Annotated in this window: 29 protein-coding genes; 24 read left to right on the forward strand and 5 right to left on the reverse strand. The window is 66.2% G+C overall.

Annotated elements, in window-relative coordinates:
• Positions 1 to 111: 111 nt before the first annotated feature.
• Positions 112 to 381 carry a hypothetical protein gene (locus tag AC2EAL_RS10645; protein WP_484724193.1) on the forward strand — a complete coding sequence of 90 codons (270 nt, stop codon included), beginning with the start codon at positions 112 to 114 and terminating at the stop codon, positions 379 to 381.
• Positions 382 to 460: 79 nt separating this feature from the next.
• On the opposite strand, the gene AC2EAL_RS10650 is transcribed toward AC2EAL_RS10645, so the two are convergent.
• From AC2EAL_RS10650 to glmU, 4 genes are all read right to left on the reverse strand, one after another.
• Complete coding sequence (locus AC2EAL_RS10650) at positions 461 to 1,144, reverse strand: DNA alkylation repair protein (RefSeq protein WP_484724194.1); 684 nt, start codon at positions 1,142 to 1,144, stop codon at positions 461 to 463.
• Between the two features lie 50 nt (positions 1,145 to 1,194).
• Positions 1,195 to 1,728, reverse strand: a complete 534-nt coding sequence (locus tag AC2EAL_RS10655) for a DUF3833 family protein (RefSeq protein WP_484724195.1) — start codon at positions 1,726 to 1,728, stop codon at positions 1,195 to 1,197.
• 125 nt (positions 1,729 to 1,853) lie between these two features.
• Positions 1,854 to 3,671: a glutamine--fructose-6-phosphate transaminase (isomerizing) gene (gene glmS, locus AC2EAL_RS10660; RefSeq protein WP_484724196.1), complete on the reverse strand. Its 1,818-nt coding sequence runs from the start codon at positions 3,669 to 3,671 to the stop codon at positions 1,854 to 1,856.
• Between the two features lie 2 nt (positions 3,672 to 3,673).
• The gene (gene glmU / locus AC2EAL_RS10665) at positions 3,674 to 5,026 is read right to left on the reverse strand and encodes a bifunctional UDP-N-acetylglucosamine diphosphorylase/glucosamine-1-phosphate N-acetyltransferase GlmU (RefSeq protein WP_484724197.1); all 1,353 of its coding nucleotides are present in this window, start codon (positions 5,024 to 5,026) and stop codon (positions 3,674 to 3,676) included.
• Between the two features lie 103 nt (positions 5,027 to 5,129).
• Here glmU and AC2EAL_RS10670 point away from each other — a divergent pair, with 103 nt between their 5' ends.
• The 6 genes from AC2EAL_RS10670 to AC2EAL_RS10695 all read left to right on the forward strand — a co-directional run bounded on the left by AC2EAL_RS10670 (position 5,130) and on the right by AC2EAL_RS10695 (position 10,379).
• The gene (locus AC2EAL_RS10670; protein ID WP_484724471.1) at positions 5,130 to 5,780 is read left to right on the forward strand and encodes an HAD family hydrolase; all 651 of its coding nucleotides are present in this window, start codon (positions 5,130 to 5,132) and stop codon (positions 5,778 to 5,780) included.
• A 436-nt stretch (positions 5,781 to 6,216) separates the two neighbouring features.
• A complete protein-coding gene (locus tag AC2EAL_RS10675) occupies positions 6,217 to 7,452 on the forward strand; it encodes a TCR/Tet family MFS transporter (protein WP_484724198.1) in 1,236 nt (411 codons plus the stop codon).
• On the forward strand, positions 7,449 to 7,823 hold the full coding sequence (locus tag AC2EAL_RS10680) for a hypothetical protein (protein WP_484724199.1): 375 nt from the start codon (positions 7,449 to 7,451) through the stop codon (positions 7,821 to 7,823). Before AC2EAL_RS10675 ends, AC2EAL_RS10680 begins: the two co-directional genes overlap by 4 nt.
• Before the next feature lie 23 nt (positions 7,824 to 7,846).
• Positions 7,847 to 9,079 (forward strand): DegT/DnrJ/EryC1/StrS family aminotransferase, encoded by a 1,233-nt coding sequence (locus AC2EAL_RS10685; protein WP_484724472.1) that lies wholly within the window; start codon positions 7,847 to 7,849, stop codon positions 9,077 to 9,079.
• Positions 9,079 to 9,597 (forward strand): thermonuclease family protein, encoded by a 519-nt coding sequence (locus AC2EAL_RS10690; RefSeq protein ID WP_484724200.1) that lies wholly within the window; start codon positions 9,079 to 9,081, stop codon positions 9,595 to 9,597. The genes AC2EAL_RS10685 and AC2EAL_RS10690 overlap by 1 nt, the downstream gene beginning before the upstream one ends.
• A complete protein-coding gene (locus AC2EAL_RS10695) occupies positions 9,594 to 10,379 on the forward strand; it encodes an MBL fold metallo-hydrolase (protein WP_484724201.1) in 786 nt (261 codons plus the stop codon). The genes AC2EAL_RS10690 and AC2EAL_RS10695 overlap by 4 nt, the downstream gene beginning before the upstream one ends.
• A 123-nt stretch (positions 10,380 to 10,502) precedes the next feature.
• On the opposite strand, the gene AC2EAL_RS10700 is transcribed toward AC2EAL_RS10695, so the two are convergent.
• Positions 10,503 to 10,922 (reverse strand): hypothetical protein, encoded by a 420-nt coding sequence (locus tag AC2EAL_RS10700; protein ID WP_484724202.1) that lies wholly within the window; start codon positions 10,920 to 10,922, stop codon positions 10,503 to 10,505.
• A 247-nt stretch (positions 10,923 to 11,169) separates the two neighbouring features.
• Between AC2EAL_RS10700 and AC2EAL_RS10705 the strand changes: the two genes are divergently transcribed.
• The 17 genes from AC2EAL_RS10705 to AC2EAL_RS10785 all read left to right on the forward strand — a co-directional run bounded on the left by AC2EAL_RS10705 (position 11,170) and on the right by AC2EAL_RS10785 (position 23,785).
• The gene (locus tag AC2EAL_RS10705) at positions 11,170 to 11,535 is read left to right on the forward strand and encodes an NADH-quinone oxidoreductase subunit A (protein ID WP_484724203.1); all 366 of its coding nucleotides are present in this window, start codon (positions 11,170 to 11,172) and stop codon (positions 11,533 to 11,535) included.
• Positions 11,526 to 12,059, forward strand: coding sequence for a NuoB/complex I 20 kDa subunit family protein (locus AC2EAL_RS10710; RefSeq protein WP_484724204.1), 534 nt, complete (start codon positions 11,526 to 11,528; stop codon positions 12,057 to 12,059). Before AC2EAL_RS10705 ends, AC2EAL_RS10710 begins: the two co-directional genes overlap by 10 nt.
• Before the next feature lie 2 nt (positions 12,060 to 12,061).
• Positions 12,062 to 12,661 carry an NADH-quinone oxidoreductase subunit C gene (locus tag AC2EAL_RS10715; protein ID WP_484724205.1) on the forward strand — a complete coding sequence of 200 codons (600 nt, stop codon included), beginning with the start codon at positions 12,062 to 12,064 and terminating at the stop codon, positions 12,659 to 12,661.
• A 13-nt stretch (positions 12,662 to 12,674) separates the two neighbouring features.
• Positions 12,675 to 13,523, forward strand: a complete 849-nt coding sequence (locus AC2EAL_RS10720; RefSeq protein ID WP_484724206.1) for a sulfotransferase family protein — start codon at positions 12,675 to 12,677, stop codon at positions 13,521 to 13,523.
• A gap of 4 nt (positions 13,524 to 13,527) precedes the next feature.
• A complete protein-coding gene (locus AC2EAL_RS10725) occupies positions 13,528 to 14,769 on the forward strand; it encodes an NADH-quinone oxidoreductase subunit D (RefSeq protein WP_484724207.1) in 1,242 nt (413 codons plus the stop codon).
• Complete coding sequence (locus tag AC2EAL_RS10730; RefSeq protein WP_484724208.1) at positions 14,766 to 15,041, forward strand: hypothetical protein; 276 nt, start codon at positions 14,766 to 14,768, stop codon at positions 15,039 to 15,041. Before AC2EAL_RS10725 ends, AC2EAL_RS10730 begins: the two co-directional genes overlap by 4 nt.
• Positions 15,042 to 15,135: 94 nt before the next feature.
• Complete coding sequence (locus AC2EAL_RS10735) at positions 15,136 to 16,281, forward strand: NADH-quinone oxidoreductase subunit E (RefSeq protein WP_484724209.1); 1,146 nt, start codon at positions 15,136 to 15,138, stop codon at positions 16,279 to 16,281.
• A gap of 62 nt (positions 16,282 to 16,343) precedes the next feature.
• Positions 16,344 to 17,618, forward strand: coding sequence for an NADH-quinone oxidoreductase subunit E (locus AC2EAL_RS10740; RefSeq protein WP_484724210.1), 1,275 nt, complete (start codon positions 16,344 to 16,346; stop codon positions 17,616 to 17,618).
• Positions 17,619 to 17,668: 50 nt separating this feature from the next.
• Positions 17,669 to 18,397 (forward strand): NADH:quinone oxidoreductase, encoded by a 729-nt coding sequence (locus tag AC2EAL_RS10745; RefSeq protein WP_484724211.1) that lies wholly within the window; start codon positions 17,669 to 17,671, stop codon positions 18,395 to 18,397.
• Between the two features lie 9 nt (positions 18,398 to 18,406).
• Positions 18,407 to 18,631 (forward strand): DUF5337 domain-containing protein, encoded by a 225-nt coding sequence (locus tag AC2EAL_RS10750; RefSeq protein ID WP_484724473.1) that lies wholly within the window; start codon positions 18,407 to 18,409, stop codon positions 18,629 to 18,631.
• A 9-nt stretch (positions 18,632 to 18,640) separates the two neighbouring features.
• On the forward strand, positions 18,641 to 19,936 hold the full coding sequence (gene nuoF, locus AC2EAL_RS10755; RefSeq protein WP_484724212.1) for an NADH-quinone oxidoreductase subunit NuoF: 1,296 nt from the start codon (positions 18,641 to 18,643) through the stop codon (positions 19,934 to 19,936).
• Between the two features lie 5 nt (positions 19,937 to 19,941).
• Positions 19,942 to 20,175, forward strand: a complete 234-nt coding sequence (locus AC2EAL_RS10760; RefSeq protein WP_484724213.1) for a hypothetical protein — start codon at positions 19,942 to 19,944, stop codon at positions 20,173 to 20,175.
• Positions 20,176 to 20,285: 110 nt separating this feature from the next.
• Positions 20,286 to 20,684: a DUF5333 domain-containing protein gene (locus AC2EAL_RS10765; RefSeq protein WP_484724214.1), complete on the forward strand. Its 399-nt coding sequence runs from the start codon at positions 20,286 to 20,288 to the stop codon at positions 20,682 to 20,684.
• Positions 20,681 to 21,178, forward strand: coding sequence for a DUF3291 domain-containing protein (locus tag AC2EAL_RS10770; RefSeq protein WP_484724215.1), 498 nt, complete (start codon positions 20,681 to 20,683; stop codon positions 21,176 to 21,178). The genes AC2EAL_RS10765 and AC2EAL_RS10770 overlap by 4 nt, the downstream gene beginning before the upstream one ends.
• A 4-nt stretch (positions 21,179 to 21,182) precedes the next feature.
• Positions 21,183 to 21,362, forward strand: coding sequence for a hypothetical protein (locus tag AC2EAL_RS10775; protein WP_484724216.1), 180 nt, complete (start codon positions 21,183 to 21,185; stop codon positions 21,360 to 21,362).
• Positions 21,355 to 23,376: an NADH-quinone oxidoreductase subunit NuoG gene (gene nuoG, locus AC2EAL_RS10780; RefSeq protein WP_484724217.1), complete on the forward strand. Its 2,022-nt coding sequence runs from the start codon at positions 21,355 to 21,357 to the stop codon at positions 23,374 to 23,376. The genes AC2EAL_RS10775 and nuoG overlap by 8 nt, the downstream gene beginning before the upstream one ends.
• 1 nt (position 23,377) lies before the next feature.
• The gene (locus tag AC2EAL_RS10785; RefSeq protein WP_484724218.1) at positions 23,378 to 23,785 is read left to right on the forward strand and encodes a hypothetical protein; all 408 of its coding nucleotides are present in this window, start codon (positions 23,378 to 23,380) and stop codon (positions 23,783 to 23,785) included.

Genomic DNA, 23,785 nt, shown 5'->3' on the forward strand with positions numbered 1-23,785 from the left:
CAACTGTGCGTACTTGAATAACAATCAACCAAGAATTGCAAAATCAACGTTAATTCTGGGTTCATCGCAGGGTCAGTACTCTTTCCTCACCCATCAATTAGGGAGGGGAAGATGACCACGAAGACATTGACGGTAGTTGCTTCTGTTCTTGCTCTGGCGATGAGTCTCGCCACTACGGCCTCTGCGAACCTTGAATGTACTGAAGACTGCGAGCCAACCGAAGGGCCGAAAGGCAACAACGGTTGGGGCAACGGCACCGACGCTGCGCCGGACGGCAGTGGCGGCACCAACAATGGCAGCGACAACGGCGGCACCGCGGTCACCAAGTCGGTGAACGGCACCGGCGCAGACAAGTTCGACGGAAAGTTCGAAGGGCGCTAGCGGGTCCTGGCGGTTTGCGCGAAGGATGGACTGGTGACTTTCGACGTGGGAATGGCGGTCGGCTCCCTGGCCGCCATTTCTATAGCTCGGTATCGCCCACAAGGTGCCGGGATGCCTCTTTCCGCGCAAAGGGCTTCAGCGTCTCGCCATGGGTGATGAGAAAACTCTGTGCGGCTGCGGGGTCGTGTTTTGACAGATCGCGCACCCACCAGGCGACGGCCTTCTGGATGAACCAGTCGCGGTCCGGGGCCAGTTGGGCGCACCAGCCCAGGACCCGCGCGCGGATCGCAAGGTCCTGAGCTTTCGGGAAATTCTGCTTGGTCCAGGGCAGCGTCATCACCAGCGCCGCGCGGCGGGTCCACATATGCGGGCTGGTCACCCAGGTCTCGACGGTGTCCAGCCGCGTAGGATCGGCGACCAGCCGCTTTTGCCCGGCAATGCTGGCGTGATCGGCCAAGGCCCAGGCGTCGAAGTCAGGCACCCAGGAGACGATCAACTCCCAGGCCGCCTGGTCGGGCCGGATGCGGGCCTGGGTCAGCAGCTTGGCGGCAGCCACCCGTGCCTCATGGATGTTGGTGCGCCAGAGGTCCGCCGCCAGTGCGATCCGATCGTCGAGCGTGAGTTCCGCCCGCCAGCGGTCGGTCAGCTCCTCGATCTGCGGGACGGGGACGCCCAGATAGGGACGGTCCATCTTGTGATAGGCCACCATTTCGGCAGCTTTCACGGGGTCGGCCAGGGCCTGAAGTTCGGCAAGCGGGGTCATCGGGGTCTCCATTCGGCCCCTGATTGCCAGCCCCGCAGCCCAAGGGCAAGTCAGCGCCGGATCAGGAAGCGGACCGAGGCGACGGCGATCCCGGCGCGGGTGACGATGGCGTCGTTGACGATAGTGCCGTCGGGGCGGGCGTAGAGGATGTCCTCGAACCCCAACCGATTGACGCCCGACGGTGATTTGAAGTCCGCCGTGTAGGTCAGGCGGATCTGGCCGTCTTCCTCGATCACCGTGGCCTCGCCCACCGTATCCTCGCGCTTGCCGGTCCATCGACCGGGGCCCTGTTCACGGAAAACCCAAGTCAGTCGGTCCTTCTGGCCGTCATCGTAGACGAAATCCTCGACCACGGTGAGGGTGCGCGCACCTTCGGGACCCTTGACGGTGCCGTTCAGCCGGGCGGTGAAGCGGCGTTCGTCGCCGGTCACCCAGACGCGGAAGTGGCCGCGGCCGGTGGTGCGGCCCTGGAAGGCCGAGACGAGGGTGATCGGCAGGCCTGGTTCTGTTGGCGGGGCGGGGGTGGTGGCGCAGGCGGCAAGGGGAAGGCTGGCCAGGCCGAGGAGGAGGGTTCTGCGCTGCATTTTTGTACTCCGTTTAGTTGAATACGGAGCGCGCGTGCCGGTGGATCAGGGGTGCGGAGTTTTCGAAAACTCCGTGCCGGAGCCTTTGCAGGCTCCGTTGCAGTTTCTTCAAGAAAATCTGGGTCTTATTCCACCGTCACGGATTTTGCGAGGTTCCGCGGCTGATCCACGTCGGTGCCCTTGGCGATGGCCGTGTGATAGGCCAGAAGCTGCGCCGGCACCGCATAGAGGATCGGTGCCCAATGCGGGTCGACCGTGGGCAGGGTCAGCGTCTTCCAGGTGCCCTGGCCGGCGGTTTCCACCCCGTCCGCGTCGGACAGAAGCAGCACCTTGCCATTGCGCGCCATCACTTCCTGCATGTTCGACACGGTCTTGTCGAAGAGGGCATCCTTTGGGGCCAGCACGATGACCGGGACGGCGGCGTCGATCAGGGCGATGGGGCCGTGCTTCAGTTCACCTGACGCATAACCTTCGGCGTGGATGTAGCTGATTTCCTTCAGTTTCAGCGCGCCTTCCAGGGCCAGCGGGAACATCGGGCCGCGCCCCAGGAACAGGACATCCTGCGCCTTGCCCAGGTCCTCGGCGATCTTGGCGATCGGGTCGGACAGGGCGAGGGCCGCGTTCATCAGGCCGGGGACCGCGCGAAGCGAGTCGAGCCGCGCGCGCAGCCCGGCGGCATCAATCCGGCCCCGGTCGAAGGCCGCTTTCAGCGCCATCAGCGCGAGGACGGTCAGTTGGCAGGTGAAGGCCTTGGTCGAGGCCACGCCCACCTCGACCCCGGCGTGGATCGGTAGGGCCAGGTCACTTTCGCGGGCGATGGAGGAGGTCGGCACGTTGACCACCGAGACGATCTTGGCGACCTTGCCCTCGGCATAGCGCAGTGCCGCCAGCGTATCGGCGGTTTCGCCCGATTGGCTGACAAAGACCGCCCAGGAGGTGGGCGACAGCGGCGGTTCGCGGTAGCGGAACTCGGACGCGATATCGATGTCGACCGGCAGGCCCGCGATCTGCTCGAACCAGTATTTCGCGACATGGCAGGCGTAAGAGGCGGTGCCGCAAGCGACCAGCGTCAGGCGCGACACGCCCTTGAAGTCGACGCCCTTCGGCAGGTGCAACTCGCCCTCGGCCGAGGTGTAATGCTTCAGCGCATCGGCGATGACCACCGGCTGCTCGGCGATTTCCTTGGCCATGAAGTGCTTGTAGCCGGCCTTTTCGATCCGGGTGGCGTCCAGCTGGATGCGGGTTTCCGCCCGGTTGGCGCGGGTGCCCTGGGCGTCGTAGATTTCCGCCCCGGCGCGGGTGACGATGGCCCAGTCGCCTTCCTCCAGATAGGTGATCCGGTCGGTCATCGGCGCCAGCGCGATTGCGTCCGAGCCCACGAACATCTCGCCGTCGCCCCAGCCGATGGCGAGGGGTGAGCCTTTGCGGGCGGCGATCATCAGGTCGTCCTGGCCGTCGAACAGGAAGCAGAGCGCAAAGGCGCCGTGGAGGCGCGACAGCGTGTCCTTGGCGGCCTCGACAGGCGAGGCGCCCCGGTCCATCGCGCGGCGGGCGAGAAGGACGATGGTTTCGGTGTCGGTGTCGGATTCCTGGGTGTAGCCGTCGGCGGCGAGTTCCGTGCGCAGCTCGCGGAAGTTCTCGATGATGCCGTTGTGGACGACCGCGACCCCGCCCGCGCGGTGCGGGTGGGCGTTCTTGACCGTCGCCGCGCCGTGGGTGGCCCAGCGGGTGTGGCCGATCCCGGATTTCCCGGCGAGCGGTTCGTGGACCAGAAGGTCCGAGAGGTTCACCAGCTTGCCCACCGCCCGGCGACGGTCGAGCTTGCCTGCATTGACCGTGGCGATCCCGGCGCTGTCGTAGCCGCGATACTCCAGCCGCTTCAAGGCCTCGACCAGAAGCGGGGCCGCCTCATGGTTCCCCAACACCCCTACAATACCGCACATTTCTAATGCCCTTTCGCCTTCGCAGCCTTAATGGATTTCAACTTTTCGAACATTCTGGTCGCAAGACCTTCCTTGGTGACCTGCCGTGCCCTGCCAATCGCCACGGCTTCGGCGGGCACGTCTTCGGTGATGACCGAGCCCGACCCGGTCAGCGCGCCGTCGCCCACAGTGACCGGAGCGACCAGCATGGTGTCCGACCCGATGAAGGCGCGTTTGCCGATTGTGGTGCGGTGCTTCATCACCCCGTCGTAGTTGCAGGTGATGGTGCCCGCGCCAATGTTGGTGTGCTCGCCCACATGGGCATCGCCGAGATAGGTCAGGTGGCCGACCTTCACGCCCTCGTCGAGGATCGCGTTCTTGATCTCGACGAAGTTGCCGACATGGACATCCTCGGCGAGTTCCGCGCCTGGGCGCAGGCGGGCAAAGGGGCCGACGGTCGCACCGCGGCTGATGTGGCAGCCTTCAAGGTGGCAGAAGCCCTTGATCTCGGCCCCGGATTCCACGGTGACGCCGGGACCGAAGAGGACGTTCGGACCGATGATCGCGTCGCGGCCGATATGGGTGTCTAGCGCGAAGAAGACCGTCTCTGGCGCGGTGAGGGTGACGCCGTTCTCCAGCGCCTCCGCACGGGCACGGGACTGGAAGGCGGCCTCTGCCTCGGCCAGCTGCGCGCGGGTGTTGACGCCCAGGGTCTCGGCCTCGGGGCAGAGGACGACCCCGGCAGAAAGTCCGCGTTTGCGGGCGAGTTCCACGATGTCGGTCAGGTAGTATTCCTGCGCGGCGTTGTCGTTCTTCACTTCGGCGATCAGGGAGAAGAGGGTGCGGGCCTCGGCGCAGACGACGCCGGAGTTGCAGAGAGTGATCGCGCGCTCGGCCTCGGTCGCGTCCTTGAATTCGCGGATGGCAAGAAGCTCGTCGCCTTGGGTCAAAAGGCGGCCGTAGCGGCCGGGGTCACGCGCGTGGAAGCCGAGGATCACGACGGCGTGCTTCGCCCGCGCGTCCAGCATGGCGCGGAGGGTTTCCTCGCGGATGAGCGGGGTGTCGGCGTAAAGGACGATAGCCTCGCCCGGAACGTCGGAGAGGAGCGGGGCGGCCTGGGCTACGGCATGGGCGGTGCCAAGCTGGGGGTCCTGGACGACGGTCTCGACGGCTTCGGAGTAGGTGGTGGCCGAGGCGGCGACGGCCTCTCCCCCGTGGCCTGTCACGACCACGATCCTCGAGGGTTCCAGTTGCTGGGCGGTGGCGAGCGCGTGGTGCAGGAGGGGCGCTGCGGCGACCTGATGCAGGACCTTGGGCGTGTCGGAATTCATCCGCGTGCCTTGCCCGGCGGCCAAAACGATGACTGAAACCTGCATTCTTGCCCTTCCAAACTGACGGCGCCCGTTTTACCCCGGTGGCGAAGGACGGCAAGGGGCCGCGCTTCACATGAGGTTACAGGCCCGACATGGGATGCCCGCGATGCGTTGTGTAGTGTTCGATCTGGACGGAACTTTGGCAGACACCTCGGCTGACCTGTTGGCGGCGGCGAATGCCTGTTTTCCGCGCGAGTTGCTGGGGCCGGAGGATGCCCTGACGGCGTTCCATGGCGGGCGGGCGATGCTGCGGCTGGGGTTTTCCCGGCTGGGGATGGAGTGGAGCGAGGCGGACGTGGACGCGGCCTATCCGGTTTTGCTGGAGGCCTATCGGGGCGGGATCGCGACCCATACCCGGCTTTATCCTGGGGCAATGGCGGCGGTGGAGGCCTTGAGGCGCGCAGGCTTCGCGGTGTCGGTCTGCACGAACAAGCCGGAGGGGCTGGCCGAGATGCTGCTGACCGCGCTGGGGGTGCGGGGGGCGTTCGGGGCGCTGGTCGGGGCGGATACGTTCCCGGTCCGGAAGCCCGACCCCTTGCCCTACCGGGCGGCGGTGGAGCGGGCGGGGGGCGTGGTCGGGCGGTCGATGCTGGTGGGGGACACCGAGACGGACGCGAAGACCGGGGTGGCGGCGGGGGTGCCTGTGGCCCTCGTGACCTTCGGGCCGGAGGGGGCGGGGGTGAGCCGGTTCAGTCCGGCGGCGCTTCTGGACCGATTCGAGGACTTGCCGGGGCTGGCGGAGCGGCTGATTGCCTGACGTGTCCACGGTGGACAAAGACTGATGATCGTTTCAAAACAACACGTTGGCCGCGGACGTTAGGGGTTTCTTAACGGGTGCGGAAGGTGGGCCAACCTGCGCTATCCAGCGCAGAACGGCCCACCCTACGGGCCGTTTCAGCGGTATGCCCCCACCCCCATCCCATCCCCACGCGGGGGAGGGGAGGCGCTTCCTTTGCGACTTCGGCGCGGGGAGGCCAGCGTCGTGAAATTGAGCGCCTGCGGCGCGCGCCTTTTGTCTCGCCTCTGGCGCGGCGCGCCAACCGGCTCGGGCCCGCAACATGTTGGCTCGAACCAGTGGCGCCAACATGTTGCACCTCCGGCGGGGATATTTGGCGAAGGGAAAGTCTGGGCCATGGGGACGGTGGAGCGGTCGCGGTTTGACAGTTTCGGCCCCGACCCATAGGGTCGCCGCCATGACAGACAGCGCCGTCGTCCGCCCGCCGGTCAGCCCTCATGCGGTGACCTTCGTCCTGATCACCGTCTTCCTGGACATGGTGGGCTTTGGCCTGATCATGCCGGTCCTGCCGAAGCTGATCGAGGATGTGGGCCATGTCGACATCGCTAAGGCCGCGGTCATCGGCGGCTGGATGTTCGCGGCGTTTTCGCTGGCGCAGTTCGTCTTTGCGCCGCTGATGGGGAACCTTGCCGACCGGTTCGGGCGAAGGCCGCTTCTTCTGCTGGCGATCTTCGGGCTGGGGATGGACTTCATCCTGATGGCGCTGGCGCCGTCGCTGGAATGGCTGTTCGTCGGGCGGATCATCGCCGGGGTCTGCGGCGCAAGCTGGATCATCGCCTCGGCCTTCATCGCGGATGTGACCGCGCCCGAGGACCGTGCCAAGGCCTACGGCTACATGGGCGCGGCCTTTGGCGTGGGCTTTGTCATCGGCCCGGCCATCGGCGGATTGCTGGGAGAATTGGGCCCGCGCGTGCCGTTCTGGGTGGCGGCGGGGATTTCCATCCTGAACTTCATCTACGGCTGGATCGTCCTGCCGGAATCGCTTGCCCCGGAAAACCGCCGCAAGTTCGAGCTGTGGCGGGCGAACCCCTTCGGGGCATTCAGGGTCTTCGCGACGTACAAGGGCGTCTTGCCGATGGTCCTGGTCATGGGCCTATTTTTCTTTTCCACCAGCGTCTATCCGGCGATCTGGACCTTCTGGGGGATCGCCAAGTTCGGCTGGTCCGATGCGATGGTGGGGGCAACGCTGGCGGTCTTCGGGCTGATCGCCGGGGGCTTCCAGGGTCTGCTGACTGGCCCGGCGACTAAGCGTTTCGGCGAGTGGAACGTCGCGCTGTTCGGACTGGTCTGCGCGACGCTGGTGGTGCTGGGCTATGGCTTCGTGGGATCCCTGGGCGCGGTGATCGCGCTGATGATCCTGCACGGGCCGGAAGGCTTTGTGCACCCATTGATGACCACGCTTCTGACCAAGCGCGTGCCCGAAGATGCGCAAGGAGAGCTGCAGGGCGGCATCTCGGCGGTCACGAATGTCGCAATGCTGTTCGGGACGGTGTTCTTTGCCTTCATCTTCGGGCATTTCTGGGCGGAAGATCGCGCCTGGCGGTCGACCGACGTGGCCTATTGGGTCGCGGCGGGGTTCCTGGCGCTGACGACGCTGTTGTTCCTGATGTTGAAGAGGTCCGAGAAGGCATGAGCGAGCGTTTCCATCGCCCCGGGGCTTCCAGCCTTGCGCTGTTCCTGGCCATTGCGTTGGCGGGATGCGCAGCGACGGACCCCCTCCCACCTTTGGTGCCGCGCCAAATTGATGCGCCAGAAGGGGCTGTTGCCCCGCCGGGCCTGGGCGACATCCGCGCTGGCATGACGCAACGCGAGGTCCTGCGTATCCTGCGCCCCTTCCACAAGGTCATCCATGCCGCAGATGCGTCACCGGATATGCCGATCATGGACGTCTTCCAGTACGTCGAGGAGGGCAAAGTGAAGTACGGGGAAATCTTCTATGACGGCGACCGCGTGACCGATGTGCGCTATGGCTTTTCCGAAACGTTTGTTTTCGCTCATGAATGACAGCAGCAGCCGAGTGCCCGCCCATGATTGACCGTTTCACTGGCAGTTTCACCCAGCAGGAGCCGATCCCCGAGGCCGGGATCGACGCGGCGATGGCGGTGCTGCGGCATGGGCGGCTGCACCGGTATAACACGGTGGCGGGCGAGGTGGCCGAGACGGCGCTGCTGGAGGAAGAATTCGCGGCTTACGTGGGCGCGAAGTATTGCCTGGCGCTGGCCTCGGGCGGGGCGGCGATGGCTTGTGCTTTGCGCGCCTTGCAGGTGAAGCCAGGAGAGCCGGTCCTGTCCAATGCTTTCACGCTCGCCCCGGTGCCAGGGGCGATTGCCTCGGTCGGCGCGCGGCCGGTCTTCGTCGAGGTGACTGAGGACCTGACCATCGACCTTGGGCATCTCGAGGTGCAGGCCAGGGCCACGGGCGCGAAGGTGCTGCTTCTGTCGCACATGCGGGGGCATGTCTGCGACATGGAGGCGCTGATGGCGCTGTGCGACCGGCTGGGCGTGCGGGTGATCGAGGATTGCGCGCACACGATGGGGGCGCGGTGGAAGGGCGTGCCTTCGGGCCGGCATGGGGCCATCGGCTGCTATTCGACGCAGACCTACAAGCACATGAATTCTGGTGAGGGCGGGTTTCTGGTGACCGATGACGCAGAGCTGGCGGCGCGGGCAGTTCTGTTGTCGGGGTCCTACATGCTGTATGCGCGGCATCGGGCGGCGCCGGGGCCGGAGGTGTTCGAGGCGCTGAAGCTGGAGGTCCCCAACGTCTCCAGCCGGATGGACAATCTGCGCGCGGCGATCCTGCGGCCTCAGATAGCGATGCTGGATGACCGCCGGGCGCGGTGGCGGGCCTTGTATCAGGGGATGGAGGCGGGGCTGGCGGGTGCGCCGGGGGTCAAGCTGATCCCCAGGCCGCAGCATGAGGATTATGTGGGGTCCAGTTTCCAGTTCCTGTTGCCGGGCTGGGAGGCCGCGCGGGTCGCGGGCTTCGTCGCTGGGGCGGCGGCGCGAGGGGTGGAGCTGAAGTGGTTCGGCGCGGCGGACCCGCAGGGCTTCACCAGCCGCTATGCGCATTGGCAATACGCCCAGCCCACGCCCTTGCCGCAGACCGACAGGGTGCTGGCGGGGCTGATCGACATGCGGCTGCCCCTGACCTTCTCGGAAGCTGACGTGGCGCAGATTGCCCGCATCCTGACCGAGGAGGCGGGCCTTGCGGCGAAGACCGAGGCGCTGGGGCCGGTCGTCTGCGTGGCGGCGGACTGATGGGCTGGCTGTTCCGCCCGGCACGGCCTGCGGGGCCGGTGGTGCGGACCTTGCGGCGGCTGGCCGATCCGCGGTTCTACCTGAAGCTGGTGCTGGGGCTGGCGGTGGCGGGGCTGATCCTGGTGCCGACGCTTGCCGATCTGGTCAACGCGGCGATGAAGACGGCCGACAGCGACCAGGGGCCGTGCCGGATTTTCCGGGTGGTGGACGGGGACACGGTGTCGCTCATTTGCCCCGAGGACGGCATGGTCAGCGCCCGGCTGCAAGGCTTTGACACGCCCGAGAAATACGCTCCGAAATGCCTGGAGGAATTCCTGGCGGCGGAACGGGCGTCCTGGCACCTGCGGGCGCTGATCCAGGGGGCGGACCGGATGGAAATCCGGCAGCAGGGGACGGACCTTTATGGCCGGATGCTGGTGACGTTGGAGATCGACGGAGTCGATGTGGCGCGGCGGATGATCCAGGCGGGTCACGGGCGGCAATATGGTGGCGGTTTGCGCGGGACGTGGTGCGGATGAGAGTTGTACGGGAAACGGCGCTGTCGATGACGGTGGAACTGGGCGACCTGTCGGTCACCATGCTGCTGGATGGCGAGACGGTAATGGGCACCGATTGCCTGGTGGGCGAGGGGCTGGTGCTGGGGGCGGGCGATCTGGTTGGTGGGCGGCTGCCCCTGCCGGTGCGGGCCTTCCTGGTTGAGGGGCCAGCGGGCCGCCTCTTGATCGACGCTGGTGCCGGGGATGCCTGGCACAAGGGGCTGGGCCGGTTGCCCGAGGCGCTGGTCCAGGCGGGGTCGGGGCCGCAGCAGGTGGATGTGGTAGCGCTGACCCATACCCATATCGACCACCTGTCCGGCCTGGTAGACGCGGACGGCGGGCTGACCTTCCCCAACGCCGACCGCATCTTCGTCGCGACCGAGGAACTGATGGCCTTCCGGGCCGAGCCGCGGATGATCCCGGTGCTGCCGCGCCTCATGCCGCTGGAACAGGGCGATGGCCCGCTGCCGGGGGTGGTGGCGGTGAATGCTCCGGGTCATTCGCCGGGGCATATGGCGTTCCTGGTCGAGGGGCGGCTCTTGATCTGGGGCGACCTCTTGCATCACCCCCTGCAGCTGGCGCATCCCGGGGTGACCTGGAAGTACGACGAGGATCCGGATCAGGCGCGGGCTACCCGGGCAGAGTTGTTCGAACGCATCCTCGACGAGGGCTGGCTGGTCGCCGGGTCCCACCTGCCGCATCCCGGGATCGGACGGCTGGAGCGGGCGGGCGCGGCCTACGCTTTCCATCCCGTCATGCGCTAAGGCTTTCTCTTCCCCAAATATCCTCGGGGTTTGGGTGTGAAACCCCCATCGCCCGAGGAGGAGGTGTAGGCCGACGACGAGACAAAAGGCTCGCGCGGCAGCGCTCAATTCGAAAGCCGCCCCCTACTGCGGGTAGGGCGAGGTGCCGCCGAGGCTGGCGTTTGTATGCTCGATCAACACGGCGCAGAGGCAGGCCTCGTCGGTGCAGGCATCGCGGCGGGCGAGGAAATCCTCGTCGCGGGCAGGGTTCGTCTCGTCCACGTCTTGGCCGGTGGCGTTCTCTACCGCGTAGACCCAGGCGAGGTCATCGAGCCGCCCCATCCGCCACAGCGACCAGTCCGGGCTGTTGGCCGCATCGCAGATCAGCACATGCGCGGGGTTCGTCGGCGCGTCGCAGCTGATGTCGGACAGGACCAGGCCGTGGGACGGCTCCAACTCGGCGATCCGGGCCTCGACCGCGGCGGCGTCGATGCCGCAGCTTTGGGCAAGGGCTGTGCTGGCCGTGACGGCAAGAAACAGGGCGGGGACAAGTGCGGCACGCATGGGCGGGGTCCTTTCATGGCTGGCGGCAGGAAAGGCCGCATCGGGACCGGGGTCAAGGTAAGGGGAACCGGAAGATTTCCTGACCGAAACGCTTGGTGCGCCTGATTTTCTGCACCCGCAAAGTCGGGAATCTGCCCCGGCTTCGGTTGACCCCGGCAGGGTCGCAGAGTAAACGGGCGGGGAGACACAGCGGACGCCGAACAGCGCCCGCACGCACGCGCGCCGCCAGCTATCCAAGGAGCCCCACGTGGACCTGCTTCTTCGTGAGTATCTGCCTATCCTCATCCTAATGGCCATTGCCGTCGGATTGGGCCTTGTCCTGATCCTTGCCGCCGCGATCCTGGCGGTCCGCAACCCCGACCCGGAAAAGGTTTCGGCCTACGAATGCGGCTTCAACGCCTTCGACGACGCGCGGATGAAGTTCGACGTGCGCTTCTACCTGGTGTCGATCCTGTTCATCATCTTCGACCTGGAAGTCGCCTTCCTGTTCCCTTGGGCCGTGGCCTTCGGGGAGATCAGCATGGCGGCCTTCTGGTCGATGATGCTGTTCCTGGCGGTGCTGACCGTCGGGTTTGCCTATGAATGGAAGAAAGGGGCGCTGGAATGGGAGTGATGGCGGGTGCCAACACGGCCGGGGGCGACCATGAGGTCGCAGTCCAGGCGCTGAACCGCGAGTTGTCGGACAAGGGGTTCATCCTCACGTCCACCGAGGACATCATCAACTGGGCCCGCATTGGCTCCTTGCACTGGATGACCTTCGGTCTGGCCTGCTGTGCGGTCGAGATGATGCATACCTCGATGCCGCGCTATGACCTGGAACGCTTCGGGACCGCGCCGCGCGCCTCGCCCCGGCAGTCGGACCTGATGATCGTCGCGGGCACGCTGACCAACAAGATGGCCCCGGCGCTGCGCAAGGTCTACGACCAGATGCCCGAGCCGCGCTATGTGATCTCGATGGGCTCCTGCGCCAATGGCGGGGGCTACTATCACTACAGCTATTCCGTCGTGCGCGGCTGTGACCGGATCGTCCCGGTCGACGTCTACGTGCCGGGCTGCCCGCCCACGGCCGAGGCGCTTCTGTACGGCATCCTGCAGCTGCAGCGGAAGATCCGCCGCACTGGCACCCTGGTGAGGTAATCATGTCCGAAGCCCTGCAGGAACTGGCCGCCTACATCGAGCTGAAGCAACCGGATGCCGTCGTGTCCGCGAAAGTTGCCTTTGGCGAGCTGACCGTCGTTGCGAACCTGGCGAACCTGGAAGCGCTGGTCGAATTCCTGCGCGACGATGCCTCGTGCCGGTTCTCGACCCTTGTCGACATCACCGCCGTCGACCACCCGGAACGCGCGCAGCGGTTCGACGTGGTCTACCACTTCCTGTCGATGTACCGGAACCACCGCATCCGCGTGAAGGTCGCCGTGCGCGAGGAGGAAATGGTGCCGTCGCTGGTCGACCTTCACCCTAGCGCCAACTGGTTCGAGCGGGAAGTCTTCGACATGTTCGGGATCCTGTTCTCGGGCCACCCGGACCTGCGCCGCATCCTGACCGACTATGGGTTCCGTGGGTATCCGCTGCGCAAAGACTTCCCGACCACGGGCTATACCGAGGTCCGCTATGACGAAGCGCTGAAGCGCGTCGTCTATGAACCGGTGAAGCTGGTGCAGGAATACCGGCAGTTCGACTTCATGAGCCCTTGGGAAGGCGCGGAATACATCCTTCCCGGCGATGACAAGAAAGGCTGACTGAAGCGTGGGCATGATGCGGCTGGTCTTTGGCATGGGGGCGACGAAATCGGGAAGCGGTTGGCTTTTCCGGTTCTTGCAGTCGCATCCCGAATGCCATCTGCGCGACCTGAAAGAGCTGCATTTCTTCGACACGATCGAGTTCGGCAAGACCCGGGCGCGGCTGCGCAAGATCCGGCGCAACATGGCGCTGTTGCAGGAACGCCCGGCCGGGGACCTGGATGCAGAGCGTCGGCTGCGGGATTTTGCCGACTGGCTGCCGGTGGCGCAACGCGAGGACCGGGCCGCCTATCTGCGCTATCTGGCCGAGGGCCGGGGGACGCGGTCCGTCATCGCCGACATCACGCCGGCCTATGCCATGGTCTCGGCCGGGACGGTGCGCGAGATGCTGAACCTTCTGCCGGACACCCGGTTCGTCTTCTTCATGCGCGATCCGGTGGCCCGGCTGTGGAGCCATGTCCGGATGCTGGCGCGTCGGGCCGTCCGGGGTGGGGCGGATGCCGCGCAGGCTGCAGCCCACCATCTGGACCTGGCCTTGTCGGGGCGCGACCCGTCGGTCACCGACCGGGGCGCCTATGACGTGATCCTGCCGCGGTTGCAGTCGGTGGTGCCTGCCGAACGGCTGCATGTCGACTTTTTCGAGGACATCGTGCCCGCAGGCCGGACCGACCGGCTTTGTGCCTTCCTGGGCATCTCGGCCCATCCGTCAGACGTGAAACGGCCGCACGAGGGCATTGACCTGCCCCTTGCCGACGACCAGCGCGCAAGGATACGGGCATACCTGACACCGCAGTATGAATTCGTGCGCTCGCGCATGGGGCGTCTTCCCGCAGCCTGGGAAGACAGCTTTGCAAAGGGATAGTTGGATGGACGGCGATATCCGCGTGAACACCTATGACGACGGCTCGAGTGATTTCGAGACCGGCGAACAGCGCATCCGCAACTTCAACATCAACTTCGGCCCGCAGCACCCCGCGGCACACGGCGTGCTGCGTCTGGTGCTGGAACTGGACGGCGAGATCGTCGAACGCTGCGACCCGCATATCGGCCTCTTGCACCGCGGGACCGAGAAGCTGATGGAAAGCCGGACCTACCTGCAGAACCTGCCCTACTTCGACCGCCTGGACTATGTGGCGCCGATGAACCAGGAGCACGCCTGGTGCCTCGCGATCGAGCGGCTGACCGGGACGGTGGTGCCGCGCCGCGCCAGCCTGATCCGGGTCCTGTTCAGCGAGATCGGACGGGTGCTGAACCACCTGCTGAACGTGACCACTCAAGCCATGGACGTGGGTGCCTTGACGCCCCCGCTTTGGGGGTTCGAGGAACGCGAAAAGCTGATGGTGTTCTATGAGCGCGCCTGCGGGGCGCGGCTGCATGCGGCGTACTTCCGCCCCGGTGGCGTGCATCAGGACCTGACGCCGCAGCTTCTGGACGACATCGACGCCTGGGCCGTGGCTTTCCCGAAGGTGCTGGACGACATCGACGGGCTGCTGACCGAAAACCGCATCTTCAAGCAGCGCAATGCCGATATCGGGATCGTCACCGAAAAGGACATTCTGGAATGGGGCTATTCCGGCGTGATGGTGCGCGGCTCGGGCCTGGCCTGGGACCTGCGGCGCGCGCAGCCCTACGAATGCTACGACGAGTTCGACTTCAAGATCCCGGTCGGCAAGAACGGCGACTGCTATGACCGCTATCTCTGCCGGATGGCCGAGATGCGGGAATCGACCAGCATCATCCGTCAGGCGGTGGCCAAGCTGAAGGCCCCCGATGGCCAGGGTGACATCCTGGCACGCGGCAAGATCACGCCGCCGAAGCGGGCGGAGATGAAGACCTCGATGGAGGCCTTGATCCACCACTTCAAACTGTACACCGAGGGCTTCCACGTCCCGGCGGGTGAGGTCTATGCCGCCGTCGAGGCGCCGAAGGGTGAGTTCGGGGTCTACCTGGTGGCGGACGGGACGAACAAGCCCTACCGCGCCAAGATCCGCGCGCCGGGCTATCTGCACCTGCAGTCGATGGACTGGATCTGCAAGGGCCACCAACTGGCCGACGTCAGCGCCATCATCGGCACGATGGACGTGGTGTTTGGGGAGATCGACCGGTGATCGGCCGTTCTGTCCTGCTGCTGATCCTTTTGGCCGGCCCTGCGCTGGCCGAAGGCGGCCCGACAGAAGCGCAGCGTGAGGCCTTCATCGCCGCGATCACTGCCAATGGTTGCCAGATGACCGAGGCCGAGGCCGAAGTGCAGCTGCCCGCCGCCGGGATCGACCGGGAAACCTCGGCCATGATCACCGATGCGCTGCTGGCCGAAGGGCTGGCCGAAGTGAACGAGGATCAGACCACGCTGACCCTGAAGACCGAAGGATGCGAGTCATGATCGCCCTTGGAATTGCTCCGTTTCTACTGCTTGGGCTTGTGGTGATGCCGGTCGGCATGATCGCGGCCCCCGCCCTAATCGCTGGAATGATCTGATGCTGCGTCGCCTTCACAAGGACCAACCCGCCTCTTTCGCGTTCACTCCGGCGAACCTGGAATGGGCCAAGGGCCAGATCAGCAAGTATCCTGCCGGTCGGCAGGCCAGCGCGATCATCCCGCTGCTGTGGCGCGCGCAAGAACAGGAGGGGTGGCTGAGCCGTCCCGCCATCGAATACGTCGCGGACATGCTGGGCATGGCCTATATCCGGGCGCTGGAAGTGGCGACCTTCTACTTCATGTTCCAGCTGCAGCCGGTGGGGTCCGTGGCTCATGTCCAGATTTGCGGGACGACCAGCTGCATGATCTGCGGCGCCGAGGATCTGGTGGCGGTGGCCAAGGAGCTGATCGCGCCGACCCCGCATACCCTGAGCACCGATGGCAAGTTCAGCTGGGAAGAGGTCGAGTGCATGGGGGCCTGCGCCAATGCGCCGATGGCCCAGATCGGCAAGGACTATTACGAGGACCTGACGGGCGAGAAGCTGCGCGAGTTGATCGGGCGCTTCCGCAACGGCGAGGTGCCGGTGCCGGGCCCGCAGAACGGTCGCTATGCGGCGGAGCCCTCGGGCGGGCTGACCAGCCTGAAAGAGTTCGAGTCGGGCCGCAATAAATACAATGCCAGCGCCCAGGCGGCGGTGGACCTGAAGGACACGGTCAAGCGGATCGACGGGACCGAAGTGCCGATCCTGACCCCATGGCTTGGCGTTGCCGCAGTGAAGCCCGTGAAGGCCAAGGCCGAGCCGAAGCCGGCCGCTGATGTCGCCGTTGCTGCGGCGGTGGCCAAGCCGCAAGCGCCGAAGGCCAAGCCAAAGGCGGCGGCAGACGCGCCGAAAGCGGAACCGAAGGCGGAGGTCCCAACAGCCCAGGGCAAGAAGCCCAAGGCGTTGACGGCGGCGCGGAAGGGCAAGGCGGATGACCTGAAGCTGATCCTCGGGATCGGCCCGAAGCTTGAGGCGCTGTGCCACAGGCTGGGCTTTTTCCACTTTGACCAAATCGCCAGCTGGACCGAGGCCGAGATCGCCTGGGTCGACGACAATCTGGAAGGCTTCAAGGGCCGGGTGAGCCGGGACAAGTGGGTGGCTCAGGCCAAGATCCTTGCGGCGGGCGGTTCGGTCGAGGCGGCCGAAGCGGCGGCGAGGGGGTAAGACGGGACGTGGTACTCGGCGCCGGTCGGACAGGATCGGGCAGAGGAATGGAGTAGATGGGGATGAGTGACGAAGCCGACGACACGACGATAGGCCGGGGAGGCTGGGCGCTGGTGATCGCGTCCGGTGCGATCTCGTTCCTGGCCTTGCGTTTTGCCCTGCAGTATCACCTGTTCCCCGCGCTGGCCTTCGCGCTGGCCATCGCGCTGATCGTGCTGTTGATCCTGTACCGGCTTGCCGTGGCGGTGAACCGGCACGACGACGCCGAAGCCGAGCGTCATGTGCGCCGGATCGTCCCGGCCTCGGCGGTGACGGAGGGGACGACGCGGGTCAGCGGCATTGAAGGGGCACAGTCCTCGCCCGTCGTGGCCGTGCCGGTGCGTCCCGAGGCTGGTGCGCCGCCGTCGATGCGCCCGGCTGCCGTGGTGACGCCACTGTCGCGGGTCGAGCCAGCACCCATCCTGCCGCCGCAGCCGGTCGTGGCTCCGCCGCCTCCGGAACCGCCGTCGAAGTTCGTCTCGGCGCCGGAAGACGCGGATACCTTCCTGCCCGACGTCTGGGCCCGGCCTGCCCGTGCGCCGAAGCCGACGCCCGAGCCGAAGCCGGAGCCGAAGCCCGCACCTGCGGCGAAGGCTGCGGCGCCGGTGGCGAAGGCCGCGCCTGCCGCGAAGGCCCCTGCTGCCAAGACGGCAGCCCCGGCGGCAAAGGCTGCGCCAGTGGCCAAGCCCGAGCCAAAGGCCGCGCCGGAAGCCTCGGCCAAGGCAAAGCCTGCGACCTCGGACAAGCCAAAGGTCGGGTTCAAGACCAAGGCCGACCTCGAGGCAGAGGCGGCGGCCAAGCTGGCGGCGGCGCAAAAGGCGGCCGAGCCGAAGCCCAAGGCTGCCGAACCGAAGGCCAAGGCCGAGCCGAAGCCCGAGCCGAAGCCTGCGGCGAAGGCAAAGGTCGCGGCCCCGGCGGCAGGCAAGCCCAAGGCCGAGCCGAAAGCCGAACCGACGCCGAAGACCGCCGCCAAGCCCAAGGCCACGCCGAAGCCGAAGGCGGAGAAGCCGGTCAAGGCCGGCCTGGTGCGCCTGTCGGCCCCGCGCGGCGGGGTGGCGGACGATCTGAAGGAGATTGAGGGCATCGGTCCGGCAATCGAGAAGCTGGTCAATGGCCTGGGCTTCTACCACTTCGACCAGGTCGCGGCCTGGACCGAAGAGGATGTCGCCAAGGTCGATGCCGAACTGCGGACCTTCAAGGGCCGCATCACGCGCGACAAATGGGTGGAGCAAGCCAGGATCATCGTGTCCGAGGGACTGATCGCGTTCCGGGAACGCGCCAAGACGAACGACTACTGAGGCCAACAGCGACCCGGACCAACGGGCCGCACGAACGGGAGTGACATGGAATGCGCAGTGCAGAGAATGTGAATGCCCCCTGGATTGGCGGCTGGCTGATTGCCGCAGCTATCGGTCTGGTGGCCTTTGGCGTGCTGGTGGTGGTGGGCGAGTTCGACCTGACCCCGGCTGGCGCGATTGCGGGCGTCGTGGCGCTGGTTGCCGGGCTGATCCTCGGGATGCCCTGGGGGGCGAAGGGCACCGTTTCGCCTCTGCCAGCCGCCGAGCCGGTGGCGGCCCCGTCCCACGCGGTGGCCGAAGCGATGCCGGCGGCCTTCGTGTCCGCGCCTGCCGCTGCACCTGCGCCTGCCGCCCCGAAGGCTGCAGCCGCAAAGCCTGCTGCAAAGCCCGCCGCCAAGGCCGCAGCGAAACCCGCCGCCAAGCCCAAGGCTGCCGCTGCCGATCCGAAACCCGCAGCGAAACCCAAGGCCGCCGCCAAGCCGAAGCCGGCAAAGCTCGCCGGCCCCGAACGGCTGAGCGCGCCGCGCAAGGGCAAGGCCGACGACCTGAAGGAGATCGAGGGCATCGGCCCGGCGATGGAAAAGCTGGTGAACGGTATGGGCTTCTATCACTTCGACCAGATTGCCAGCTGGTCGGACGCCGACGTGGCGCTGGTCGATTCCGAGATGAAGACCTTCAAGGGCCGCATCACCCGCGACAAGTGGGTGGCGCAGGCGAAGATCATCGTTGCCGAAGGGCTTGAGGCGTTCCGGGAACGCGCCAAGACCAACAACTACTAAGACCCCATGATGCAGACCCGTCCCGATCCAGCAGATGTCCGCCGCGCCCGTCAGGCACGGATGGTCGGCATCGTGCTGGCGGTGGCGATGGTTCTGTGGATGGGGGCCCAAGTCTTGGGCGGACAACTCGGGTTGGAGACGCGCTTTGTGTTCCTCTTCGACCTAGCTGCCATCGCGGCCTTCATCTGGGCCCTGGTGGTGACGTATCAGATCTGGCGCGGACGCCGGGGTTAGGAAGACCAAATGCTCAAGGATCAGGACCGCATTTTCACCAACCTCTACGGGATGCATGACCGCAGCCTGAAGGGCGCGATGAAGCGTGGCCATTGGAACGGCACCGCCGAGATCATCAAGCGCGGGCGCGACACGATCATCGAGCAGGTGAAGGCCTCGGGCCTGCGGGGCCGGGGCGGGGCGGGGTTCCCGACGGGCCTGAAGTGGTCGTTCATGCCGAAGCAGTCGGATGGTCGCCCGTCCTATCTGGTGGTCAACGCCGACGAGTCGGAACCCGGGACCTGCAAGGACCGCGAGATCATGCGCCACGATCCGCATACGCTGATCGAGGGCTGCCTGATCGCGTCCTTCGCGATGAACGCCAACGCCTGCTACATCTACATCCGCGGCGAATACATCCGCGAGCGTGAGGCGCTGCAGGCCGCGATCGACGAATGCTATGATGCGGGGCTTCTGGGCAAGAACGCCGCGAAGTCGGGCTGGGACTTCGACCTGTACCTGCACCACGGGGCCGGGGCCTATATCTGCGGCGAAGAGACGGCGCTGCTGGAGTCCTTGGAAGGCAAGAAGGGCATGCCCCGGATGAAGCCGCCGTTCCCGGCGGGCTCCGGCCTTTATGGCTGCCCGACTACGGTGAACAACGTGGAGTCGATTGCGGTTGTGCCGACGATCCTGCGGCGCGGGTCCGACTGGTTCGCCTCCTTCGGGCGGCCGAACAACACCGGGACCAAGCTTTTCGGCATCTCGGGCCATGTGATGCAGCCCTGTGTCGTCGAAGAGGCGATGTCGATCCCGCTGAAGGAGCTTCTCGACCGCCACTGCGGCGGCGTGCGGGGCGGGTGGAAGAACCTGAAGGCGGTGATCCCGGGCGGCTCGTCCGTTCCGCTGCTGACCCAGGCCCAGTGCGACGACGCGATCATGGACTTCGACTGGCTGCGCGAGCAGCGCTCGGGCCTCGGGACCGCGGCGGTGATCGTGATGGACCAGTCGACCGACGTCATCAAGGCGATCTGGCGGCTGTCGAAGTTCTACAAGCACGAGTCCTGCGGCCAGTGCACTCCCTGCCGCGAAGGCACGGGCTGGATGATGCGGGTCATGGACCGGCTGGTGCGCGGCGAGGCGGAGGTCGAGGAGATCGATATGCTTCTCTCCGTGACGAAGCAGGTCGAGGGCCACACGATCTGCGCGCTTGGCGACGCGGCCGCCTGGCCGATCCAGGGCCTGATCCGCGCCTTCCGCGACGAGATCGAGGACCGGATCAAGGCCAAGAAAACCGGCCGCATCTCGGCGGTCGCGGCGGAGTGATGCGGATGGCGCTGGCCCTTACGGTGACCCTGGCAGCCTGCGGGACGACGGCCTCGACCGTCCCCGCAGTGCGTGAGCCAGTGCGCGTCACCAATGGCGGCCAGCCGTTCCAGAAGTGGGAGGGCGCGCTGGCCCGGAAGGCGGCGGATGCGGCCTGCGGTGGTCAGGTGCGCGTCTCGATCTACGACCGGTTTGACCGGGCGACCGGCGAATGGGTCTATCCGGAGGGCTGCGCATGACGAATGCCGTCACCTTCGGTCACAAGGGCCTGATCCGGGCGGTTTGTCATGGCATATCAAGGGGGTTTGGCCCCATCTCGGCTGCACGAGCAGTAGCCAAGGAGGCCAAGATGCTTCGCACGACCCTTATCGCCCTGACCCTTGCCGCCACGCCGGCGCTGGCACTGGTGCCGATCAACGAGAACCCGGAAATCCGGGAAAAGCTGTTGCAGGGCTTCATCGGCGACGCCATCGCCGACAATTGCCCGACGCTGAAGCCGCGCACGATGAAGGCGCTGGGCGAGCTGAACAAGCTGCGCGACTTTGCACTGGCGCAGGGCTATGAGGCCGATGTGGTGCGCGAGTTCGTCCGGTCGGACGCGGAGAAGGCCCGCTTCAAGGCCGAGGCCGCCGCATGGCTGAAGGCCAAGGGCGCCGAGCCGGGCAACACCGAGGCCTACTGCAAGATCGGCGAGGAAGAGATCGCCAAGGGCACGCTGGCCGGATCGCTGTTGAGGTCGACGAAATGACCGAAGCCCGTCACCTGGCCGAGTTGAACGTGGGGCGCCTTCTGGCCCCCACCGACGACCCGCGCGTGGCCGAGTTCATGGCGGCGCTGGACCGGGTGAACGGGCTTGGCAAGCGGATGCCGGGGTTCGTCTGGATGATGGAAGGCTCGGGCGCGCCCGGGACCGGGAACACCGAAGCCAAGATCGAGGGCGATCCGCAGTTCGTGTCGAACCTGACGGTCTGGGAAAGCGTCGAGACGCTGGAGCATTTCGTCTTTAACACGGTCCACCGCACGTTTTATGAGCGGCGGGCCGAGTGGTTCGAGGTGCTGGGGCGGATGCATTTCGTCATGTGGTGGGTGCCTGCGGGGCATCGGCCCACCCTGGACGAGGCGCTGGAGCGGTTGAAGCATCTGGAAGCGCATGGCGACAGCGACCATGCCTTCGGCTGGAAGTATCTCAAGGAAGCGCAACTGTGGCAAAGCCGCGGCTGTGCCCATGTGGCAGCGGAGTAGGGCGATGTGCTACGGCGGTCTCGACCCGAAATACATGATGCGCGACATCGAGGCGCGCGTGAAACACCTGTCGTTTGAACAGGATACGATGAAACAGGCAGCCTTGGCGCCGCAAGCAGGGCTTCTGGTCCGGCTGCGCGACGCTGCATTCGGGTTGCTGCGGAAGGACCGGGCGCATGTCTAACTTGAAGAAAATCAACATCGACGGGATCGAGGTCGAGGTCGATGGTGCGATGACCATCATCCAGGCAGCGGAAGTGGCCGGGGTGGAGATCCCGCGCTTCTGCTACCACGAACGCCTGTCAATCGCCGGGAACTGCCGGATGTGCCTGGTGGAAGTGGTCGGCGGCCCGCCGAAGCCCGCGGCGTCCTGCGCGATGCAGGTGCGTGACTTGCGGCCCGGGCCGGAAGGACAGGCACCGGTCGTCAAGACCAAGTCGCCGATGGTGAAGAAGGCGCGGGAAGGGGTGATGGAGTTCCTGCTCATTAACCATCCCTTGGATTGCCCGATCTGCGACCAGGGCGGCGAGTGCGACCTGCAGGATCAGGCGATGGCCTATGGCGTGGATTTCTCGCGCTATCGGGAACCCAAGCGCGCGTCCGAGGACCTGAACCTTGGCCCGCTGGTCGAGACGAAGATGACCCGCTGCATCTCATGCACCCGCTGCGTTCGGTTCACCACGGAAGTGGCGGGCATCACTCAGATGGGCCAGACCGGCCGGGGGGAAGACAGCGAGATCACGTCCTACCTGAACGCGACGCTGGACAGTAACCTGCAGGGCAACATCATCGACCTGTGCCCGGTGGGGGCGCTGACCTCGAAGCCCTATGCGTTTACCGCCCGGCCTTGGGAGCTGACGAAGACCGAGAGCATCGACGTGATGGATGCGCTGGGGTCGAACATCCGCATCGACACCAAGGGCCGCGAAGTCATGCGCTTTCTGCCGCGCAACCATGACGGTGTGAACGAGGAGTGGATTTCGGACAAGACCCGCTTTGTCTGGGACGGCCTGCGTCGGCAGCGGCTGGACACGCCCTATGTGCGTGAAAACGGCAAGCTGCGGAAAGCGACCTGGGGTGAGGCGCTGGCGAAGGCCGCAGCTGCCATGCAGGGCAAGAAGGTTGCCGGTCTGGTCGGTGACCTGGTGCCGGTCGAGGCCGCTTACTCCCTGAAAACGCTGGTCGAATCGCTGGGCGGCAATGTCGAATGCCGCACCGATGGCGCGAAGCTGCCCGCCGGCAACCGCTCGGCCTATGTCGGCACGGCCAAGATCGAGGACATCGATACGGCCAAGGTGATCCTGCTGATCGGGACCAACCCTCGGGTCGAGGCTCCTGTCCTGAACGCCCGCATCCGCAAGGCTTGGACCAATGGCGCGATGGTGGGGCTGTTCGGCGAACAGGTCGATCTGACCTATGACTACAAGCACATGGGGTCCGACCGCGCGGCGCTGGTGGAGCTGGTGGGCCGGGTGACGGCGAAAGAGAACACGCTGGTCATCATCGGCCAGGGCGCGATCAACGAGGCGGATGGCGAGGCGGTGCTGAGCCAGGCGATGGCCTATGCGACCGGGGCAGGGGCCAAGTTCATGGTCCTGCACACGGCGGCGGCCCGCGTCGGCGCGATGGACGTGGGGGCGGTGACCGAAGGCGGCCTCGCGATGGCCACCCAAGGCGCGCAGGTGATCTACAACCTCGGCGCGGATGAGGTCGAGATCAGCCGTGACGGGGCGAATGCTCCGTTCGTCATCTACCAGGGGTCGCACGGCGACCGGGGCGCGAACCGGGCGGACATCATTCTGCCGGGCGCGGCTTACACCGAAGAGAACGGCCTCTTCGTCAACACCGAAGGCCGCCCGCAACTCGCCTTCCGCGCCGGGTTTGCGCCGGGCGAGGCGAAGGAGAACTGGGCGATCCTGCGGGCGCTGTCGGCGGAGGTCGGCAAGCAGCTTCCTTGGGATTCGCTGGCGGGTCTGCGGTCGGCGCTGGTCAAGGCGCATCCGCATCTGGGCCGCATCGACGAGGTGCCGGAGAACGACTGGCAGCCGCTGGCGGTGAAGGCACCGGCCAAGGCCACCTTCCGCAATGCGATCAAGGACTTCTACCTGACGAACCCGATTGCGCGGGCGTCAAGCGTCATGGCGGAACTGTCCGCGATGGCCAAGGCCCGGGCGGCGGCCCCGATTGCGGCGGAGTAAGATGGCGCAGCGCCTCTCCCTTGTGGCGACCCTTGGCACCGCGACAGCGGCGCTTGGGGCTTGCACGCCCGCCGGAGAGGTGCCAGAGGAGCGCGGGCAGACGGTGGTCTATCAGGGGGTCAGTACGATCCTTCTTGACGACGATCTGGTCAGCTTCAGCGTCGCCATGACGGGCGCGAAGGACCGGGCGGATGTCGAGGCCTATGGCCGCTGCGCTGCCGCGCAATATGCGCTGGATCAAGGGTTTGGCTTCGCGCGGCAAGTGCGGACCATTGTGACGAAGAAGGGTGGGGCCTGGTACGGGGATGCGGTCTACGTGATCTCGGCCAGCCTGCCGCAAGGGCTGCGGACCATCGACGCCGAAGTGGTGGCGACTGAGTGCGCGGAACTTGGGATACCGACGAAGTAG

The organism is Tabrizicola sp. T74, from assembly GCF_057219935.1.

What these genes read in the sequence shown, in the direction of transcription:
- AC2EAL_RS10720 (WP_484724206.1), top strand. Translation starts at nt 12,675, where the DNA reads ATGATGCGGCTGGTCTTTGGCATGGGGGCGACGAAATCGGGAAGCGGT.
- AC2EAL_RS10680 (WP_484724199.1), top strand. Translation starts at nt 7,449, where the DNA reads ATGAGCGAGCGTTTCCATCGCCCCGGGGCTTCCAGCCTTGCGCTGTTC.
- AC2EAL_RS10685 (WP_484724472.1), top strand. Translation starts at nt 7,847, where the DNA reads ATGATTGACCGTTTCACTGGCAGTTTCACCCAGCAGGAGCCGATCCCC.
- AC2EAL_RS10675 (WP_484724198.1), top strand. Translation starts at nt 6,217, where the DNA reads ATGACAGACAGCGCCGTCGTCCGCCCGCCGGTCAGCCCTCATGCGGTG.
- nuoF (WP_484724212.1), top strand. Translation starts at nt 18,641, where the DNA reads ATGCTCAAGGATCAGGACCGCATTTTCACCAACCTCTACGGGATGCAT.
- glmU (WP_484724197.1), bottom strand. Translation starts at nt 5,026, where the DNA reads ATGCAGGTTTCAGTCATCGTTTTGGCCGCCGGGCAAGGCACGCGGATG.
- AC2EAL_RS10690 (WP_484724200.1), top strand. Translation starts at nt 9,079, where the DNA reads ATGGGCTGGCTGTTCCGCCCGGCACGGCCTGCGGGGCCGGTGGTGCGG.
- AC2EAL_RS10655 (WP_484724195.1), bottom strand. Translation starts at nt 1,728, where the DNA reads ATGCAGCGCAGAACCCTCCTCCTCGGCCTGGCCAGCCTTCCCCTTGCC.
- glmS (WP_484724196.1), bottom strand. Translation starts at nt 3,671, where the DNA reads ATGTGCGGTATTGTAGGGGTGTTGGGGAACCATGAGGCGGCCCCGCTT.
- AC2EAL_RS10725 (WP_484724207.1), top strand. Translation starts at nt 13,528, where the DNA reads ATGGACGGCGATATCCGCGTGAACACCTATGACGACGGCTCGAGTGAT.
- AC2EAL_RS10735 (WP_484724209.1), top strand. Translation starts at nt 15,136, where the DNA reads ATGCTGCGTCGCCTTCACAAGGACCAACCCGCCTCTTTCGCGTTCACT.
- AC2EAL_RS10740 (WP_484724210.1), top strand. Translation starts at nt 16,344, where the DNA reads ATGAGTGACGAAGCCGACGACACGACGATAGGCCGGGGAGGCTGGGCG.
- AC2EAL_RS10670 (WP_484724471.1), top strand. Translation starts at nt 5,130, where the DNA reads ATGCGTTGTGTAGTGTTCGATCTGGACGGAACTTTGGCAGACACCTCG.
- AC2EAL_RS10715 (WP_484724205.1), top strand. Translation starts at nt 12,062, where the DNA reads ATGTCCGAAGCCCTGCAGGAACTGGCCGCCTACATCGAGCTGAAGCAA.
- AC2EAL_RS10775 (WP_484724216.1), top strand. Translation starts at nt 21,183, where the DNA reads ATGTGCTACGGCGGTCTCGACCCGAAATACATGATGCGCGACATCGAG.
- AC2EAL_RS10765 (WP_484724214.1), top strand. Translation starts at nt 20,286, where the DNA reads ATGCTTCGCACGACCCTTATCGCCCTGACCCTTGCCGCCACGCCGGCG.
- AC2EAL_RS10785 (WP_484724218.1), top strand. Translation starts at nt 23,378, where the DNA reads ATGGCGCAGCGCCTCTCCCTTGTGGCGACCCTTGGCACCGCGACAGCG.
- AC2EAL_RS10650 (WP_484724194.1), bottom strand. Translation starts at nt 1,144, where the DNA reads ATGACCCCGCTTGCCGAACTTCAGGCCCTGGCCGACCCCGTGAAAGCT.
- AC2EAL_RS10760 (WP_484724213.1), top strand. Translation starts at nt 19,942, where the DNA reads ATGGCGCTGGCCCTTACGGTGACCCTGGCAGCCTGCGGGACGACGGCC.
- nuoG (WP_484724217.1), top strand. Translation starts at nt 21,355, where the DNA reads ATGTCTAACTTGAAGAAAATCAACATCGACGGGATCGAGGTCGAGGTC.
- AC2EAL_RS10745 (WP_484724211.1), top strand. Translation starts at nt 17,669, where the DNA reads ATGCGCAGTGCAGAGAATGTGAATGCCCCCTGGATTGGCGGCTGGCTG.
- AC2EAL_RS10700 (WP_484724202.1), bottom strand. Translation starts at nt 10,922, where the DNA reads ATGCGTGCCGCACTTGTCCCCGCCCTGTTTCTTGCCGTCACGGCCAGC.
- AC2EAL_RS10710 (WP_484724204.1), top strand. Translation starts at nt 11,526, where the DNA reads ATGGGAGTGATGGCGGGTGCCAACACGGCCGGGGGCGACCATGAGGTC.
- AC2EAL_RS10695 (WP_484724201.1), top strand. Translation starts at nt 9,594, where the DNA reads ATGAGAGTTGTACGGGAAACGGCGCTGTCGATGACGGTGGAACTGGGC.
- AC2EAL_RS10750 (WP_484724473.1), top strand. Translation starts at nt 18,407, where the DNA reads ATGCAGACCCGTCCCGATCCAGCAGATGTCCGCCGCGCCCGTCAGGCA.
- AC2EAL_RS10770 (WP_484724215.1), top strand. Translation starts at nt 20,681, where the DNA reads ATGACCGAAGCCCGTCACCTGGCCGAGTTGAACGTGGGGCGCCTTCTG.
- AC2EAL_RS10645 (WP_484724193.1), top strand. Translation starts at nt 112, where the DNA reads ATGACCACGAAGACATTGACGGTAGTTGCTTCTGTTCTTGCTCTGGCG.